11 protein-coding genes are annotated in these 16,898 nt (G+C 56.6%); 4 read left to right on the top strand and 7 right to left on the bottom strand.

All coding sequences use genetic code 11. The features are described 5' to 3' along the window. Positions 1-5 precede the first annotated feature (5 nt). Both AC1931_RS07480 and AC1931_RS07475 read left to right on the top strand, forming a co-directional pair. Positions 6-3,137 (top strand): efflux RND transporter permease subunit, encoded by a 3,132-nt coding sequence (locus tag AC1931_RS07480; RefSeq protein ID WP_483876623.1) that lies wholly within the window; start codon positions 6-8, stop codon positions 3,135-3,137. Beyond that, entirely contained in the window at positions 3,134-4,525 is a 1,392-nt protein-coding gene (locus AC1931_RS07475; protein WP_483876622.1) for an efflux transporter outer membrane subunit, read from the top strand. Before AC1931_RS07480 ends, AC1931_RS07475 begins: the two co-directional genes overlap by 4 nt. A 46-nt stretch (positions 4,526-4,571) precedes the next feature. Here the strand turns inward: AC1931_RS07475 and lpdA are convergent, their stop codons facing one another. From lpdA to aceE, 3 genes are all read right to left on the bottom strand, one after another. Further along, complete coding sequence (lpdA, locus tag AC1931_RS07470; RefSeq protein WP_483876621.1) at positions 4,572-6,326, bottom strand: dihydrolipoyl dehydrogenase; 1,755 nt, start codon at positions 6,324-6,326, stop codon at positions 4,572-4,574. Positions 6,327-6,427: 101 nt separating this feature from the next. Continuing rightward, the gene (locus AC1931_RS07465) at positions 6,428-7,774 is read right to left on the bottom strand and encodes a 2-oxo acid dehydrogenase subunit E2 (RefSeq protein ID WP_483876620.1); all 1,347 of its coding nucleotides are present in this window, start codon (positions 7,772-7,774) and stop codon (positions 6,428-6,430) included. Positions 7,775-7,944: 170 nt separating this feature from the next. After that, on the bottom strand, positions 7,945-10,629 hold the full coding sequence (gene aceE, locus AC1931_RS07460) for a pyruvate dehydrogenase (acetyl-transferring), homodimeric type (RefSeq protein WP_483876619.1): 2,685 nt from the start codon (positions 10,627-10,629) through the stop codon (positions 7,945-7,947). Positions 10,630-10,874: 245 nt separating this feature from the next. On the opposite strand from aceE, the gene AC1931_RS07455 reads away from it, so the two are divergent. Beyond that, positions 10,875-11,603 carry a gamma-glutamyl-gamma-aminobutyrate hydrolase family protein gene (locus tag AC1931_RS07455; RefSeq protein ID WP_483876618.1) on the top strand — a complete coding sequence of 243 codons (729 nt, stop codon included), beginning with the start codon at positions 10,875-10,877 and terminating at the stop codon, positions 11,601-11,603. 2 nt (positions 11,604-11,605) lie between these two features. Continuing rightward, on the top strand, positions 11,606-11,782 hold the full coding sequence (locus tag AC1931_RS07450; RefSeq protein WP_483876617.1) for a hypothetical protein: 177 nt from the start codon (positions 11,606-11,608) through the stop codon (positions 11,780-11,782). A gap of 93 nt (positions 11,783-11,875) precedes the next feature. On the opposite strand, the gene AC1931_RS07445 is transcribed toward AC1931_RS07450, so the two are convergent. The 4 genes from AC1931_RS07445 to aroF form a co-directional block, all read right to left on the bottom strand. Continuing rightward, positions 11,876-12,316 (bottom strand): NUDIX hydrolase, encoded by a 441-nt coding sequence (locus AC1931_RS07445; protein ID WP_483876616.1) that lies wholly within the window; start codon positions 12,314-12,316, stop codon positions 11,876-11,878. Positions 12,317-12,408: 92 nt separating this feature from the next. Further along, on the bottom strand, positions 12,409-13,566 hold the full coding sequence (mltA, locus tag AC1931_RS07440) for a murein transglycosylase A (protein WP_483876615.1): 1,158 nt from the start codon (positions 13,564-13,566) through the stop codon (positions 12,409-12,411). Positions 13,567-13,626: 60 nt separating this feature from the next. Then, positions 13,627-15,819, bottom strand: a complete 2,193-nt coding sequence (locus AC1931_RS07435) for a primosomal protein N' (protein WP_483876614.1) — start codon at positions 15,817-15,819, stop codon at positions 13,627-13,629. Positions 15,820-15,869: 50 nt separating this feature from the next. Next, positions 15,870-16,889, bottom strand: a complete 1,020-nt coding sequence (gene aroF / locus AC1931_RS07430; RefSeq protein ID WP_483876613.1) for a 3-deoxy-7-phosphoheptulonate synthase — start codon at positions 16,887-16,889, stop codon at positions 15,870-15,872. Between the last annotated feature and the right edge of the window lie 9 nt (positions 16,890-16,898).

Below are 16,898 nucleotides of genomic sequence, written 5' to 3'. Positions count from 1 at the left end.
AACTGATGCTCAGATTTTTTATTGATCGGCCAATCTTCAGTTCGGTTATTTCCATTATTATCGTGATCATCGGTCTGGCCGCCCTCAGAATCCTGCCGGTTGAGCAATATCCCGAGGTCGTCCCGCCGCAGGTCGTGGTCAGTGCCCAATATGTCGGTGCCAGTGCAGATGTTGTGGCTGCTTCGGTCTCCGCACCCCTTGAGCAGGAAATCAACGGGGTTGACAACATGATCTATCTGGAATCGACCGCAACAGATGCCGGCAGCTTGCAGATCACTGTATCTTTTGAACTCGGCACTGATCCCGACCAGAATGCTATCAACGTTAACAATCGTGTCCAGGCAGCTCTCGCGCGCTTGCCCCAACAGGTGAGGGATACCGGAGTGCGGGTTGAGTCGCGCTCTACCAACCTGTTAATGGTCGCCACGCTGAACGCCCCTGAGGGTCGCTACGACACCCTCTACATCAGCAACTATGCCCTGCTCAATGTGCTGGACGAGCTGGTGCGGATTCCCGGGGTTGGTGGCGCTTCACTTTTCGGCGCCCAGGACTATTCCATGCGGATCTGGCTGCGCCCGGACATCCTTGCCCAGTATCAACTGACTCCCACCGATGTTGCCCAGTCAATCCGTGAGCAGAATTCCCAGTTTGCTGCCGGTCGCCTGGGAGATCAGCCGGCACCCGATGATCAGGCCTTTACCTTCACCGTCACAACCAAGGGGCAATTGGCAACACCCGCGGAATTTGAGGAAATCATTCTGCGCTCCAGCACTGATGGTGAGACCCTGCGTCTGCGCGATGTCGCCAGAGTTGAATTAGGCTCCCAGAACTATGGTTTTCACGCTATTTACAATGGCCAGCCGGCGGTGCCGGTAGGGATTTATCTGCAGCCGGGTGCCAACGCGCTGGCAACTGCGCAAATGGTGCATCAGACTTTCCGTGACCTGGCTGAGCGCTTTCCAGCCGGGCTCGAATACCGTATCCCCTATGACACCACCGAATTCGTCGAGATATCCATCCGCGAAGTATTTATTACCCTGATCCTCGCCGTCATTCTTGTAGTGCTGGTCACCTTCGCTTTTCTCCAGCATTTACGTGCAGCACTGATACCCATTGCAGCGATTCCGGTCTCTCTGATCGGAACCTTTGCCGGGATGCAGGCGCTCGGCTTCTCGGTCAATCTGTTGACCCTGTTTGGTCTGGTTCTGTCGATCGGCATTGTCGTCGATAACGCCATTATCGTTATGGAGAATGTTGAGCGCCTGATTAATGAACAGCAGCTCAGTGCCCGCGATGCAGCAGTGGAAACGATGCAGCAGGTCTCCGGTGCGGTGATCTCGTCAACGCTGGTGCTTGTCGCAGTATTTGCACCGGTAGCTTTCCTGGGCGGGCTAAGTGGCGAACTTTACCGCCAGTTTGCTGTCACCATCGCCGTTTCGGTGGTAATCTCAGGCGTCGTTGCCGTTACCCTGACACCGGCCATGTGTGCCCTGCTCCTCGATCGCCAACCGCGCAAGCTGGCAGCACCCTTCCGTTTATTCAACCGCGCCTTCGACGCGGCAACCACCGTCTTTGTTGCCGGTGTGACTTTTTTACTGCGCCATGCAATCATCGGCGTGATCGGCTTTGTCCTGGTGATCGGCAGTACCCTATGGCTGCTTGAGCGCTTGCCCTCCGGTCTGGTGCCGCAGGAAGATCAGGGGGTAGCCTTGGTGGTAGCACAATTACCGCCGACCGCGTCCCTGGGTCGCAGTTCAGAAACCCTGGCAGGACTGTCGGCACAGGTAGTCAACATCCCCGAAGTCGATCAGTTCACCACCTTTGCCGGTTTTGATATTTTTTCGTCGTCATCAAAATCGAACTCTACCGTTGGTTTTGCCAAACTCACCAACTGGAATGAACGACGTGGTCCGGGACAGGACGCCGCCTCGATTACCGGCAAGATTATGGGCATCGGCATGGGAATCCAGGAAGCTAACGTCTTTGCCTTCACCCTTCCACCCATCCGAGGAATGTCCCTGACCGGCGGCGTCGAGGGTTACCTGCAGGTGCGTGGCGATGTCGGCGTTGAAGAGATCGACGCGATTGCTCGCGATCTGGTCGCCAACGCGAACCAGCGCCCGGAACTTAACAATGTCCGCTCCCTGCTCAACACGACCATCCCTCGCTATAATGCGGTGCTTGATCGTGAAAAAGCACGTGCCGCCGGAGTTCCCATTGATCAGATCTACGATGCCATGCAAAGCACCTTTGGTGGCTTGTATGTCAACGACTTCACTTATTTTGGGCGCCTGTGGCAGGTACGCCTGCAGTCGGAGGGTGAATTCCGCAACCGCGCCGAAGACCTCAATCAGGTTTTTGTCCGCTCGCAAAAAGGCGAAATGCTGCCGCTGAGTTCATTGATTTCCATGGAACGGATCAGCGGCGCTGACGTTGTCAATCGCTACAACCTCTATACCTCGGCCAAACTCCTGGCTGATCCGGCGCCGGGTTTCACCAGTGGTCAGGCCAAAACCGCCATGGAAGAAGTGACCGCCGAACTAGGTCGCGACAATACCGTGCTCGGCTGGACCGGTGAAGCCTATCAGCTTGATGCAGCAGCAGGCACCGGTACCGCCGCTTTTGGTCTGGGGCTGCTGATGGTGTTTCTAATTCTTGCCGCCCAGTACGAACGCTGGACCCTGCCGATGGCCGTAGCCTCGGCTATTCCTTTTGCCGTTTTGGGCGCCGCCCTTGCGGCCTGGACACGGGGTTTTCCCAGTGATATCTATTTTCAGGTCGGGCTGCTGGTGCTGATTGGACTGGCGGCCAAAAATGCGATTCTTATTGTTGAGTTTGCCGCCCAGAATCGCCGCGCCGGCATGAGCTCTTTTGAGGCCGCTACAGAAGCAGCCCGACAACGTTTCCGGGCAATCATGATGACCGCCATGACCTTCATCATCGGCACCCTGCCGCTGGTATACGCCACGGGTGCCGGCGCCGCCAGCCGGCAGGAAATCGGTACTGTCGTGGTCGGTGGCATGGTCGTTGCCAGTTCCCTGGCGTTGTTTTTTGTGCCACTGTTTTACAAACTTCTTGAAGATATCGCGACCCGGCGGCAGCAGCGCCTGCAAAATCGAAAGGCGACGTCCAAATGAAGCAACTTTTCTTTTTTCTCTTCGGAATGGTTCTCCTGCTCTCAGGTTGTGCTGTCGGTCCCGATTACCAGCGTCCAGACACTGAGTTACCCACCCGCTGGCCGGAATCCAGTTTCAGAAAGTTCGTTGCAGATGCAGATGGCCGCGACTGGTGGTTGCAGTTTGAAGACCCGATTCTTACCGGTCTGGTTGATCGTGCCCTTGCTGAGAATCTCAGTTTACGTCTGCAGCTGTACCGGATTCAGGAAACCCGTGCCCGCCTCGGATCGGCCTCAGCACAACGCCGTCCGTCTCTGGATGCTCAGGCGGAAGGCGCGCGCCAACAGGAGTCCGGCGCTCTTTCTACCGGAAGCGTAGGTAACAGTTTTTCCCTGAGCGGACTGCTGAGTTACGAAGTCGATCTGTGGGGTCGCCTGGCGCGGGGACAGGAAAGTGCTGAAGCGCTGCTCGCGGCATCCCGTTTCAATAGGGATGCGGTTCGCTTGCGGCTGATTACTGATCTGGTCAGCACTTATATCAACCTGCGCGCGGCCCAGGAACAACTGAGGATTACCGAAAACACCCTGACAAGTCGCTATAACACCCTGCAACTGCAACAGATTCGCTATGATGGTGGGGTCATTGACCAGCTCGGATTACAACAGGCACAGTCAGAATGGGAGGCGACCAGAGCACTGCTGCCACGCCAGCAGGAACAGGTACGGCTCCTTGAAAGTGCCCTGGCCATTCTCACCGGCATGAGCCCCGCAGAATTTCTGGGGGAACTCGATTTCGGCGAAGGGCAACTGACGGACCTGCGCCTCGCCCGGACGATGCCCGACTTTCTACCCTCAGAGCTATTGTTGCGCCGCCCGGACATTCGGGCGGCAGAAGCAAACCTGATCGCTGCCAATGCGCAGATCGGGGTTGCCACCGCAGAGCGCTTGCCCCGCTTTAATCTGGCCCTGTTTTACGGCAGCGCGGCAGGAGACCTAGACGATCTGCTCAGCCACAATGCCGAAATCTGGGGCGCAAGTGGTTCACTTTTAGCGCCGCTGGTCGATTTTGGCCGCAACCAGGCTCGCGTTGAGATCGCCGAAGCGCTACGGGATCAGGACGAGGTCCGCTATCAGATAACCGTTCAGACCGCCTTTCGCGAGGTGCGTGACGCACTGCTGCTAAGCGCAACAGCGACGGAACGCGAAACCGCCATCCGGCGGCAGATGGAGTCAGTGCAAAAGACTTTGCAACTGGTTGAGTTGCGCTATCAGGAAGGGTACAGCAGTTTCATCGAAGTTCTTGATGCCCAACGCCAACTCCTCGCCGCCGAACTTGCCCTGACCGAAGCGACCCGTGATCGCTACAACGCTGCGGCGGCAATGTTCAATGCGCTGGGTGGGGGCTGGTAGGGCAGACAAGATGTAAGGGCACGGCGCGCCGTGCCCTTACCGTCATTTACAGCATTCTTGCCGCATCATAGATGGTTTCCGACAGGGTGGGGTGGGGGTGAATGGTCTTGCGCAGATCCTCAGACAGGGCCGCCATCTCCATAGCCAGCACCCCTTCAGCGATCAATTCCCCGGCCCCCGGTCCGGCGACAGCAACCCCCAGAATGCGATCTGTTTCAGGATCAACGATCAACTTGGTGATGCCGTCATCACGCCCCAGGGTGAGACAACGACCATTGCTGCGCCATGGAAGCTTGGCGGTCTTGACTTTGATCTTCTGCTCGCGCGCTTGGGTTTCAGTCAAGCCACACCAGGCTATTTCCGGGTCAGTAAATACCACCGCTGGAATCGCCCGCGGCTCGTAGACCGCCTTGCCTCCTGCGGCAACCTCGGCGGCGACCTCGGCTTCAGCATAGGCCTTATGCGCCAGCATCGGCTCACCGGCAATATCACCGATGGCAAAGATATGGGGTTCAGCCGTACGCTGCTGGCCATCAACCTCAATAAAACCCTTATCATTCTTTTTAATCCGGGTGTTGTCCAGCCCCAGCTGTTCGGTGTTGGGTTTCCGGCCAATAGCGATCAGCACCTTATCAAAGCGCCGGTTAGTCGACTCCCCTTTCTTATCTTCCAGGGTAACCGCGACCCCGTTCTTCTGCTCTTTTAGTTCAACAACTTTGGTTTTGAGCAGAATATCTTCAAATATTTTATCCAGCCGCCTTTTCAGCAAGGACACCAGGTCGCGGTCACAACCGGGAAGCAGGCCATCGGTCATCTCGACCACGCTGACCTTGCTGCCCAGCGCTGCATAAGCGCTACCAAGCTCGAGCCCGATGTATCCGCCACCGACCACCAGCAAGGAAGAAGGGACATCGCTCAGATCAAGGGCGCCGGTGGAATCGATAATCCGCTGACTGCCGGCTTTAACACCGGGAAGCATGGTTGGCCGCGAACCGGTGGCAACAATCGCCTGCGAAAAGGAAAGTTCACTGGTCTTGCCGTCAAGATCCGTCATCTCAAGATGATGAGCATCCTTGAATCGTGCCGTCCCTCTTAAATAGGTCAACTTCTGCTTCTCGACTTTTGCACCCAGGCCACCCGTCAGTTTTTCAACTACGTCATTTTTCCATGCACGGACCCGGTCAACATCAATCTTCGGCGGCGAAAATGCGATGCCGATAGCTGCTGACTCCTGGGTTTCAGTGATCAGTTTGGCGACATGCAACAGGGCTTTAGAAGGGATGCAGCCACGATGCAGACAGACGCCGCCGGGATTCTCCTCAGGATCAATCAGGGTCACCGACAGCCCCAGTTCCGCCGCCTTAAAGGCCGCGTGGTAACCACCGGGGCCGGCACCGATAACGACCAGATCCTTGCCCGGAACTTCTGCCTGGTCGGCAGTTTTTTCGACAGACTTTTTGGCAGCCGGTTCCTTTTCTGCCTCGTCTGTTGACGTCTCTTTGACTTTTTCCTCCGAAGCAACCTCTTGCGATTTATCTGTTTCAGCTGCTGAGCTGTCCGCTTCTGACTCCTCCAGGACGGAAATCACCGCCCCCACTTCCACCGTATCCCCTTCAGCGACCTTGAGAGCAGTGACACGACCTGCTGATGGCGAAGGAATCGCCACCACCGCCTTGTCGGTTTCCAGCTCGATCAGGGTCTGATCCGCTTCAACCTGATCACCGACACTGACCGCCACGGAAATCACTTTACCAGAGGTCACACCATCTGAAACCTGCGGAACAACTACGTTGATACTCATAAAATCTCTCTATTTTAATAGGAATGTTAGCTTAGTGGAGCTTCCACCATGTGTACTTCGGTATGGGGTCGGGGCACCATACCCAACCACCAACAATTTCATCACATCACCAATTTTAGTGGCTGCTCCAGCGCCTCGCAGATCCAGCGCAGAAACCGCGCGCCATCCGCACCGTCGATCACGCGATGATCGTAGCTCAAGCTCAGGGGCATCATCTGTTGCGGTACAAACTCCTGACCGTTCCAGACCGGTCGGGTTTCGGTGCGGGACACCCCGAGGATCGCCACCTGGGGCGCGTAGACAATCGGGGTAAAGGCGCTGCCACCGATGCCGCCGAGGTTGCTGATGGTGAAGGTGCCACCGTTCATTTCGTCCGGACCCAGTTTGCGTGCCCGCGCCTTCTCTGCCAGCGCATTGAGGTCTGCCGCCAGCTGATGAATCCCCTTGCGGTCGGCGTCACGCACCACCGGTACCATCAGACCATTGTCGGTATCCACCGCGACCCCGACGTGAACGAATTTCTTGTAAATCAGTTCCTGACCGGCGAGATCAAGGCTGGTATTGAACTGTGGAAATTCCTTAAGTGCCGCAGCACAGACTTTCAGCAGAATCGCCGTCATGGTCAGCTTGACCTCCGGAGATTTGCGATTATAGTCCTGACGGAAGTTTTCCAGATTATCCACCGCCGCCCCATCATACTGGGTCACCATCGGGATCGTCGACCAGGCATAACCCATGGCGTCAGCGGTAACCTGCCGTACTCTGGACAGAGGCTTGCGCTCAATATCACCCCAGGCACTGAAATCGGGCAACGGCCGCTGAGCATGCAGCCCACGAAACTCGCCACTGCTGACCGCCGTGCCGCCGCTCAGCTGCTCCATGGTAGTACGAACAAACTCGCGCACATCCGTTTCGCTGATACGGCCACCGGGGCCGGAACCCTGAACCTGATAGATATCGACTCCCAGTTCGCGCGCAATACGGCGCACCGATGGGGCCGCCGGCGCCACCAGATCTGCGCTACGGCGCGTTGTCAGATCCAGAGAAGGCCGATCTGCAGATGATTTTTGTTCAGCTGTTGAAACAGGCGCCTGTTGGACCGACGCCTGCTGCTTTTTTTGCTGCGTCGGTGCTGGTTGCTCATCGGCATCAGCTTGTGACTCTTGATTATCCTGTTCCGCATCAGCCGCTGTGGTTTCTTCTTCTGCCCCGGCAGTTTCCAGCAGCATAATCACCGAACCGACCTCGGCCTGATCACCTTCTGCGACGCGAATCTCACTGATTTTACCGGCCTGTGGTGACGGAATGGCCACCACCGCCTTATCGGTTTCCAGCTCCAGGAGGGTCTGATCTTCCGTGACCTCATCACCGACCGCCACCGCCAGGGCGGTGACGGTACCGGAAGTGACACCGTCGGAGACTTGCGGAACAACTATTTCGAGGGCCATAATTAATCCTTTGATGCGTTAGCAAAAAGTATCAATTTAGATGGATAAGCAAAAAACACCAAATGCAAGGCGCGCCATTGTTGAACAATGAGGCGTACTTACGTACGTCGAAGCAGTGGAACAATGGCAGCAACACAGCAGTTGGTGATTTTTTGCGACGCCATCCTCCTTTAGTCCTGATGCGGGTTCAATTTATCGGGATCAATGTCAAAATCCTTGAGCGCCTGCTGCACCGTTTTCATTGAGCCACCATCCTGGGCTGCCCACTGATAGAGCGCGGCCAGGGCGATATAGCGCTGATCGACCTCAAAGAAATCACGCAGACGCTCACGACTGTCACTACGTCCGAAACCGTCAGTTCCCAGACAATGAATCGGACCGGGCAACCACTTTGCCAGGGCGGCCGGCAGCACCTTCATATAATCGGAGGCGGCAACAAAGATCCCCTCCTCTTTTTCCAGCGCCTGAGCGATGTAGGGCTTACGCGGCTTTTTCCCGGGATTCAGCAGGTTCCAGCGGTCAACCTCGATGGCATCCTGATACAGCTCTTTATAGCTGGTCACACTCCAGACATCGGTAGCCACACCGTAATTTTCCTCCAGCAGCGTCTGCGCCTTGATCACCTCATTCAGAATCGCGCCGCTGCCAAACAGATGAATGCGGGCCTGCTTTCCTTTGAGGCCGGTTTTGCGGAACCGGTAGAGACCCTTGATCACCCCTTCGCGCACCCCTTTTTCCTTGGGCATGGCGGGCATCAGATAGGTTTCATTGGTGACCGTCAGGTAGTAAATCAGATCTTCCTGATGGCAGTACATACGATTCAGACCGTCCTGAACAATCAGGGCCAGCTCATAAGCAAAAGCCGGATCATAGGCCTTCACTTTGGTCGGGGTCAGGGCCAGCACATGGCTGTGGCCATCCTGGTGCTGCAGTCCTTCCCCGGCCAGGGTCGTCCGCCCGGCCGTCGCCCCGATCAGAAATCCGCGCGCCCGACTATCGCACGCCTGCCAGATCAGATCGCCGACACGCTGAAAACCGAACATGGAATAAAAGGTGTAAAACGGAATTGTCTGTACCTGGTTGCTGGAATACGAACTGCCGGCGGCAATAAAACTGGCCATGGAACCGGCCTCACTCAAGCCCTCTTCAAGAATAGCACCGGTCTTTTTTTCGTTGTAGAAGAGTAAACTCCCCTTGTCGATCGGTTCGTAGAGTTGACCGACGTGACTGTAAATACCGGCCTGGCGGAACAGAGCTTCCATGCCGAAGGTGCGCGCTTCATCCGGCACAATCGGCACAATCAGCTTGCCGACCTCATCATCCCGCAGCAGTTTGGCAAGAAGATGAACAAAAGCCATGGTGGTGGCCAGCTCACGCTCACCCGAACCGCCGAGATACTCCTGTACCAGCCAGTCGGTCTGGCAGGCCATCGGCTGACTGCCGGAAAAACGCTGCGGCAGAGAACCGCCAAGTTCTTTGCGCCGTTGTTTCAGATACTGCATCTCCGGGCTGTCATCTGCCGGCTTGTAAAAGGGAGCGGCGGCGATCTGATCATCACTGATGGGGATATTGAACCGGGTACGGAACTCCTTGAGTTCATCCTCATTCAATTTCTTCTGCGAATGGGTGATATTCTTTCCCTCCCCGGCTTCACCCAGACCGTACCCCTTGATCGTCTGGGCCAGGATCACCGTAGGTGACCCCTTATGTTCTACCGCAGCCTTGTAGGCAGCGTAGATCTTGACCGGATCGTGGCCACCACGCTTGAAGGCGCCGAGTTGCTCATCGCTGTAACTCTTGACCAGTTCCAGCAGTTCCGGGTAGCGACCGAAAAAATCCTTACGCACAAAATCACCGCTTGATGCAGTATAGCGCTGCATTTCGCCATCAAGGACCTCATCCATCCGTTTGACCAGTTTGCCGGAATCGTCCGCTTCCAGCAGGGGATCCCAGTCTTCGCTCCAGATCACCTTGATTACATTCCAGCCGGCACCGCGAAACGCCGCTTCGAGCTCTTGAATAATTTTGCCGTTGCCACGGACCGGACCGTCGAGACGCTGCAGATTGCAGTTAATGACAAAAATCAGGTTATCGAGCTGTTCCCGCGAAGCCAGGGTAATAGCTCCCAGGGATTCCGGCTCATCCATTTCACCGTCACCGAGCATCGCCCAGACCTTGCGGCCGCTTGACTTGCGTAAGCCGCGATCGACCAGATAATGGTTAAAGCGCGCCTGATAGATGGCACTTAGTGCCGTCAGTCCCATGGAGACCGTCGGGAATTCCCAGAAGTCTTTCATCAGATAGGGGTGGGGATAAGAGGAGAGACCCCCTTTGGGATCCAGCTCGCGACGGAAGTTTATCAGGTCCTGTTCCGTAAGACGTCCCTCGAGAAACGCCCGTGCATAGACTCCCGGTGCTGCGTGGCCCTGAAAATAAACCATATCACCGATAAAATCTTCGGTCCGCCCACGCCAGAAATGGTTGAAGCCGACTTCCCACAAGGTCGCAGCCGACGCGTAGGTCGATATATGCCCGCCGATACCGGCAGATTCACGGTTGGCACGCACCACCATCGCCATCGCGTTCCAGCGCACAATCGACTTGATCCGCCGCTCGATTTCCCGATTGCCCGGGGGAACCGGCTGCTGACTACGTGGGATGGTATTGATATAGGGGGTGTTGGCAGTAAAGGGGATGCTCACCCCTTGTTCCTGGGCACGAATCTGCAGTTGCCGCAGAATCTGCTGCACCCGCTCTGCGCCCTGCTCCTTGAGGACGTAATCAAGGGATTCACGCCATTCCTGATTTTCTATTTCCTGCAACTGTTGCGATGTCTTTTGTTTTTCGTTACTCATAGCCTGCTGACTCCTTTCGCAAACCCGTCAGGTGAAGCAATCATTACAGCTACAACCAGTTTTTTAGCATACACGATTTTTCTCTGTTTGGCAGCATTGCCGCCAAGATCAAGCAATCTCTTTCTGCCATCAGGTCATGCCATGGGCGGTTGCCAGACAGACCAAAAAAAGGATAATCTGTCTGAACTGACAAAGGCAACTGCCTATCTCCGGCCAACCGGTAGCGATAAAGAAGTGCTCTCTACATGAAAAAATCACCCATCATCGGTGTCACCGGCGGGGCGCGGTACTGGGCCCCGGCCTGGTGGTGTACGCGCATTGCCCTGCGTCTGGCCGGAGCCTCGGCACGGCGCATCAGCGTCAGGCACGCGCTTGACCAGAACCATCTGGATGCGCTGGTCATCGGTGGCGGCAACGACATCAGCCCGGAACACTACAATGGTGACATCAGTGCACCGGTCAAATCCGATCCCGAACGTGACCAGCTGGAAATCCGCTGGATTGAATATGCCCTCAAGCACCAGATACCGGTTCTGGGAATATGTCGGGGCGCACAACTGATCAATGTTGTTCTTGGCGGCACCCTGCACCAGGATATTCGCTCACTGCGCAAGCTCACCTACAACCGTCCCGGCCTGCTACCCACTAAACAAGTGAAATTGGAGGCAGATTCCCTGACCGCCCGGATTTGCGCAACGACAAAACTGCGCGTCAACAGCCTGCACCATCAGGCAGTGCGGGAGGCAGGGCACAACCTGCTGATAGTCGGGAAGGACCTGGATGGCATCGTCCAGACAATTGAGGCCAGTGACGGCAGGAACATCATCGGTGTCCAGTGGCACCCCGAGTATCTTTTTTACCTGCCGGCCCAGCTGGCGCTGTTCAGGTGGCTCGTTCGTACCCATACGACAGGTGCCGATAAAAACAATTCCGTATCCCAACCAGCAACGAGAAAACACCAACAAGGAGATTAACAATGGATGTGACAGAAAAAGTCCTGGAAACCATGCGGACAGCCAAAGAACCCCTCAATGCCGGCAAGATTGCCGAACTCAGCGGCCTCGACCGCAAGGACGTCGACAAGGCCATGGCCAGGCTGAAGAAGGAAGAAAAAATCGTGTCGCCCAAGCGCTGTTATTGGACACCGGCTTGACCCTTCTGAAAAGCCTGCGGGTTTGTCTGTGCGGCGCACGGACAAACCCGCAGGCAGATGTCCTAACAATCCAAAAAGACGTTTCGCTGGAACCTAGCTCAACACCCGATAGGGCCCGGTTGCATAGCTGTGCAGGCGCAATGACCCGTCAAAAGCAAGAACTGATTCCATCCGATCGCGGTTGACCGGATGGGTCACCCGCCGCTTTGCCTCGGGATCGCTGCACCAGACAACCTCGGGGGTCTCTTCACTCGGCTGCAAAACGCCGGAAGCATAACGGGCGATAAAACAGAAAATAACGGCAGCTGGATGACTCACCTTCGACCAGATCACTGCCAGCCGTGCGTGGTTCACGGTCACGCCGGTTTCTTCGAGGATTTCCCGGCTCAAGGCAAAAACCAGCCCCTCACCCTCTTCTACCCGCCCCTGAGGCAACTCCCAGCCGCGCAGACGATGCCTGACCAGCAACAACTGGCCTTCATCGTTGCGCACCAGGCCACAGGCCACCAGAACATGTTTGGGTTGGTCCGTCATCAATCGGCTCCAGTAGGGGCGCGGTTTCCGCGCCCAGGGCGGGAAAACCCCGTCCCTACAATTCAATGTTTAATCGCCACAGCAATAAAAGGTCACTTGACTTGATAATTTTCCAGCGTTCGCGGCAACAGCACCCAGAGCTCACCCGGATGGCGCATGCGACCGGCAAATTCCCCGGCTTCGTTACCCATTCCCCAGAAGAAATCCCCGCGCACACGTCCCTTGATGGCACCACCGGTATCCTGGGCAACCATCAGTTGCCGCAAAGGCTGATCTTCCGTGCCGGGGAAAATGGTCGACAAAAAAACCGGCGCTCCCAGCGGAATAGTCAGCGGATCAACTGCCAGACTGCGTTGCGGAGTCAAAGGCACCCCCATGGCGCCCGGCGGTGAACTGGTGCCGATCGGCAGCTCCCGGAAAAAGACATAGCTGGGGTTTTCCGCCAGCAACTGCTGCCCGGCCTCGGGGTTATCGGCAACCCAGCGCCTGATATTCTGCATCGACATCTGGTCGCGGGTCATTGCATTGCGATCGAGGAGCAATCGACCGATCGAGCGATAAGGGTGGCCGTTCTGGTTAGCATAATTAACAATCACCTGCTCACCATCCGGCAAACGAACACTACCGGAGCCCTGGATATGCAGGAAAAATAGATCAACAGGGTCCTTGACCCAGAAGAGCTCATGACCGACCAGGGGGTTATCACCAAAATCGATCTGTTTCCGGTCAAAATAAGGAACCACGCGGTTACCTTCCAGGCGTCCACGTAAACGATAATTTCCAAGCTCAGGATAAACCGAATCAAGGTCAATAATCAGCATATCATCGGGCTGGCCGTATAATGGATAACGATATTCCTCCGTCTGCAGACGACTTCCCTGGAGCTCTGGTCCGTAGTAGCCGGTCATCAGCCCGCTGGTCGTGCCATCGGAGTTACGCACCTGATGAGGGGTAAAATATTGCTCGAAGAAATTACGCACTGTCAGCACGTCAATCACATCAAGCTGTTCCGCCTGGGAGCAGACTTCACGCCATTGCTCACGCCATTTCAGGGATACACAGCTGTTACGAAACGCTTCCAGCGCCGGTAGTGGATAATCATCTTTCCAGCCCTCCAGATGTTCCCATTCAACCGGAGTCAGCGCCGGCACCTCGACCATCGGCGGCTCGATGTCAACCGGCGGTTTTTTAACACAACCACCAATCAATACCAGAAATAAACCTGCAATCAACAACGTCCGAAAACACATACTAAAAACCTCTAGTCACCCCGGGGGATCAAACCAAAAAACCTGTACTTGCATGTGCCATCAGAACATATCCTGGGGATCAATATCAATATGGATCGCCACCTGCCGCGGCAATTCGCCGACAGCACTGTCGACTGCAAGCAACAGACGCCGCAATGGGGGGCGCGATGGGGATTTGAGCAGGATCTGGTAACGGTATTTACCACGCAGGCGGGTCAGGGGGCACGGACTCGGGCCGAGGATCTCAACCTCACCGGCGACGGCCTGCAGACGTCGAGCCAGCTGGATTGCGCTGCTGTTGACCTGATCCCCGTGATTACCGGAAAAGATCAGATTGACCAGATGACCGTAAGGGGGATACCCCAGTTCACGCCGAAAAGGGAGTTCCTGCTGATAAAAGCTCTCAACATCATGACTGGCAGCACAGGTCAGGGAAAAATGTTCGGGATGATAGGTCTGAATAAACACCTTGCCGCCACCAACCGCACGCCCTGCACGCCCGGCCACCTGGGTCAACAGGGCGAAGCCGCGCTCGGCACAGCGAAAATCGGGCAGATTCAGGAGACTGTCGGCCCCAAGGACGCCGACCAGCGCAACATTCGGGAAATCGTGCCCCTTGGCAATCATCTGGGTACCGACCAGGATGTCGACCTCCGCCGCCATCATCCCGTTGACAATGCGCTGGTGACTGCCCTTTGCACGGGTGGTGTCGCGATCCATGCGAGCAATCCGCGCCGCAGGGAACAACTCAGCCAGATCCTCTTCGAGACGTTCGGTACCGGCCCCCTGCGGGGTGATTCGCTCGCCGCGACAGGCCGGACAGATTTCCGGCACCTGATCCTGATAATCGCAATAATGGCAGATCATGCGACGCCGGCGCTGATGATAGGTCAAGGTGATTTCACAGTTGGGGCAGTGAAAACTGGTACCGCAATCCGTACACAGCAAGAATGGGGCAAAACCACGGCGGTTGAGCAGGAGTAATATCTGCCGGCGTTGTTCCAGGGTTGTGGTGATGGCAGTGATCAACGGCTCTGCCAGGACCCCGCGTACCGCTTCAGTGCGCAGATCGACCAGTTCAACCGCCGGCAGGGCTCCGGTGTGAACCCGCTCGGGGAGAGGCAACAGGGTACAGCTACCCTGCTGACAGCGATAATAGCTGGACAGTGAGGGCGTCGCACTGCCCAGAATCACAGGACATTGCTGCTGTTGGCCGCGTACCAGCGCCAGATCGCGGGCATGGTAACGGAAACCTTCTGCCTGTTTGTAACTGCCATCGTGTTCTTCATCAACAATAATCAGGCCGAGTTGCGGCAAGGGAGCAAAAATCGCCGACCGCGCACCGATGACAATATTCACCTGCCCACGCGTAATAGTGCGCCAGGCATCGTAACGTTCACCGCCGGACAGGCCGCTATGAAGGGTGGCGATCTGCTGCCCCAGGGGCTCAAAGCGGGCCCGAAAGCGTGACACCAGCTGCGGGGTCAGGGAAATCTCAGGCACCATAATCAGCGCCTGCCGTCCCTGCTGCAGACAGTCAGCCACGGCACGCAAATAGACCTCGGTTTTACCGCTGCCGGTCACGCCATGCAGCAGGAAGGGTTGGAACCGCCGGGCGGTCAAGGATTCGGCAATCCGTTCGTGGGCCAGATGCTGGGAATCATTCAGGATCAGCTGTTTATCCGACGGAACCGGCTCCAGCAGAAACGGATCGCGCAAACGCTCCCCTTCGCTCTGTTGCAGGCAACCGAGCTCCACCAGGCGTTTTAAGACAGTAGTCGGGGAAGGAAATTCGGCGCGGATCTGACTGGCGCTGGCGCCGCCCTGCTGTTCAATCCAGCAGAGAATCTGTTGCTGGCGCCGCCCCGCAGGCCGGATATCGCTATTGATGGGCCGATAAAGGTATTCAGTGGCAATCCCGGTCTGGCCGGTACTTCTCATCAGGCCTCCGGGCAGGGCATTTTTAAGCACCTGGCCAAAGGGATAGTGATAATAGTCAGCTGCCCAGCGCAACAGGCGCATCAGTTGCTCATCGAGCAGAGGAGCCTCGTCCAGACAATCCCGCAGTTCCTTGAGCTGGCTGCCATCACCCTGATAGAGACGCACCGCCACGCCGACAATGGAACGACCCCCGAAAGGTGCCTGTACTCGCGCGCCGATCCTGAGCTTCTCTGCCAGCCCTGCCGGCACCCGGTAGCTGAACAGGTTGCGTACCGGCGCGTTGACGGCGATATCAACCAGCAGGCTTGTCATCGCTTTATATGTCCTCTGCCGGCGAGGAATCCAGGTAGATTAACGGCACATCAATTATCCACAAAACCGAGAAATCCAAGCAACGTCCGGACGCTCTCCATCATCTCACCAAATTCCTCACCAGACAGACTCTGGGCCCCATCACACAGGGCTCGAGCCGGGTCAGGATGAACCTCCACCATGACGCCGTCGGCACCGGCAACCAGGGCGGCGCGGGTCATCACCGGCACCAGGGAACGCTTACCGGTGGCATGGCTCGGATCAACAACAATCGGCAGATGGCTGAGTTCCTTGATCAGGGGAACTACCGACAGGTCGAGGGTATTGCGGGTGGCCCGCTCAAAGGTGCGGATACCGCGCTCACACAGCACCACTTTGGGATTTCCTTCCGCGAGGATATACTCCGCCGCCGCCAGAAATTCCTCAAGGGTCGCGCTCATTCCACGTTTGAGCAGGACCGGATGGCCACACTTGCCGACCTCTTTGAGAAGATCGAAATTCTGCATATTACGGGCCCCGATCTGGATCATATCGGCATGGCGCATGACCGCATCGAGCTGTTCAATGCGCATCACCTCGGTCACTACCGGCAACCCATATGCCTGACCGGCACGCTGCAACAACGCCAGTCCATCCACCCCCAACCCCTGAAACGAATGAGGGCCGGTGCGGGGTTTGAAAGCGCCACCGCGCAGCATCTGGCCACCGCCGGCCTTTACTGCTGCGGCGCCGGCCTGCATCTGCTCTTCGCTTTCGATCGAACAGGGACCGGCGATCATCACCGGGGGCAGGCCATTGCCGAAACGCACCCCGGCAACATCGACAATCGTCGCCTGCGGGTGAAAATCGCGCGAAGCGAGTTTATAGGGCTTGCTGACATGAATGGTTTCACGCACTCCGGGCAGATTGCGAATGGTGGAATCATCAACGTACCCCTGATTGCCCAGCACCCCAATGGCGGTGCGCAAACTCCCGGGGATGGGCTCGGCCATCAACCCCATGGTCTTAACGGCGGCAACCACCGCATCGATCTGTTCAGGTGTCGCGTGATGATGCATGACAATCAGCATAACAGCTGT

This window comes from Pelovirga sp. C15f, assembly GCF_057178085.1.
This window is presented reverse-complemented; position numbering and strand designations above follow the sequence as displayed.

Excerpts from the sequence above, each read along its gene's own strand:
- AC1931_RS07445 (WP_483876616.1), bottom strand. The coding sequence starts at position 12,316 with ATGACGGACCAACCCAAACATGTTCTGGTGGCCTGTGGCCTGGTGCGC.
- aceE (WP_483876619.1), bottom strand. The coding sequence starts at position 10,629 with ATGAGTAACGAAAAACAAAAGACATCGCAACAGTTGCAGGAAATAGAA.
- lpdA (WP_483876621.1), bottom strand. The coding sequence starts at position 6,326 with ATGAGTATCAACGTAGTTGTTCCGCAGGTTTCAGATGGTGTGACCTCT.
- AC1931_RS07450 (WP_483876617.1), top strand. The coding sequence starts at position 11,606 with ATGGATGTGACAGAAAAAGTCCTGGAAACCATGCGGACAGCCAAAGAA.
- AC1931_RS07455 (WP_483876618.1), top strand. The coding sequence starts at position 10,875 with ATGAAAAAATCACCCATCATCGGTGTCACCGGCGGGGCGCGGTACTGG.
- mltA (WP_483876615.1), bottom strand. The coding sequence starts at position 13,566 with ATGTGTTTTCGGACGTTGTTGATTGCAGGTTTATTTCTGGTATTGATT.
- AC1931_RS07475 (WP_483876622.1), top strand. The coding sequence starts at position 3,134 with ATGAAGCAACTTTTCTTTTTTCTCTTCGGAATGGTTCTCCTGCTCTCA.
- AC1931_RS07435 (WP_483876614.1), bottom strand. The coding sequence starts at position 15,819 with ATGACAAGCCTGCTGGTTGATATCGCCGTCAACGCGCCGGTACGCAAC.
- AC1931_RS07465 (WP_483876620.1), bottom strand. The coding sequence starts at position 7,774 with ATGGCCCTCGAAATAGTTGTTCCGCAAGTCTCCGACGGTGTCACTTCC.
- AC1931_RS07480 (WP_483876623.1), top strand. The coding sequence starts at position 6 with ATGCTCAGATTTTTTATTGATCGGCCAATCTTCAGTTCGGTTATTTCC.
- aroF (WP_483876613.1), bottom strand. The coding sequence starts at position 16,889 with ATGCTGATTGTCATGCATCATCACGCGACACCTGAACAGATCGATGCG.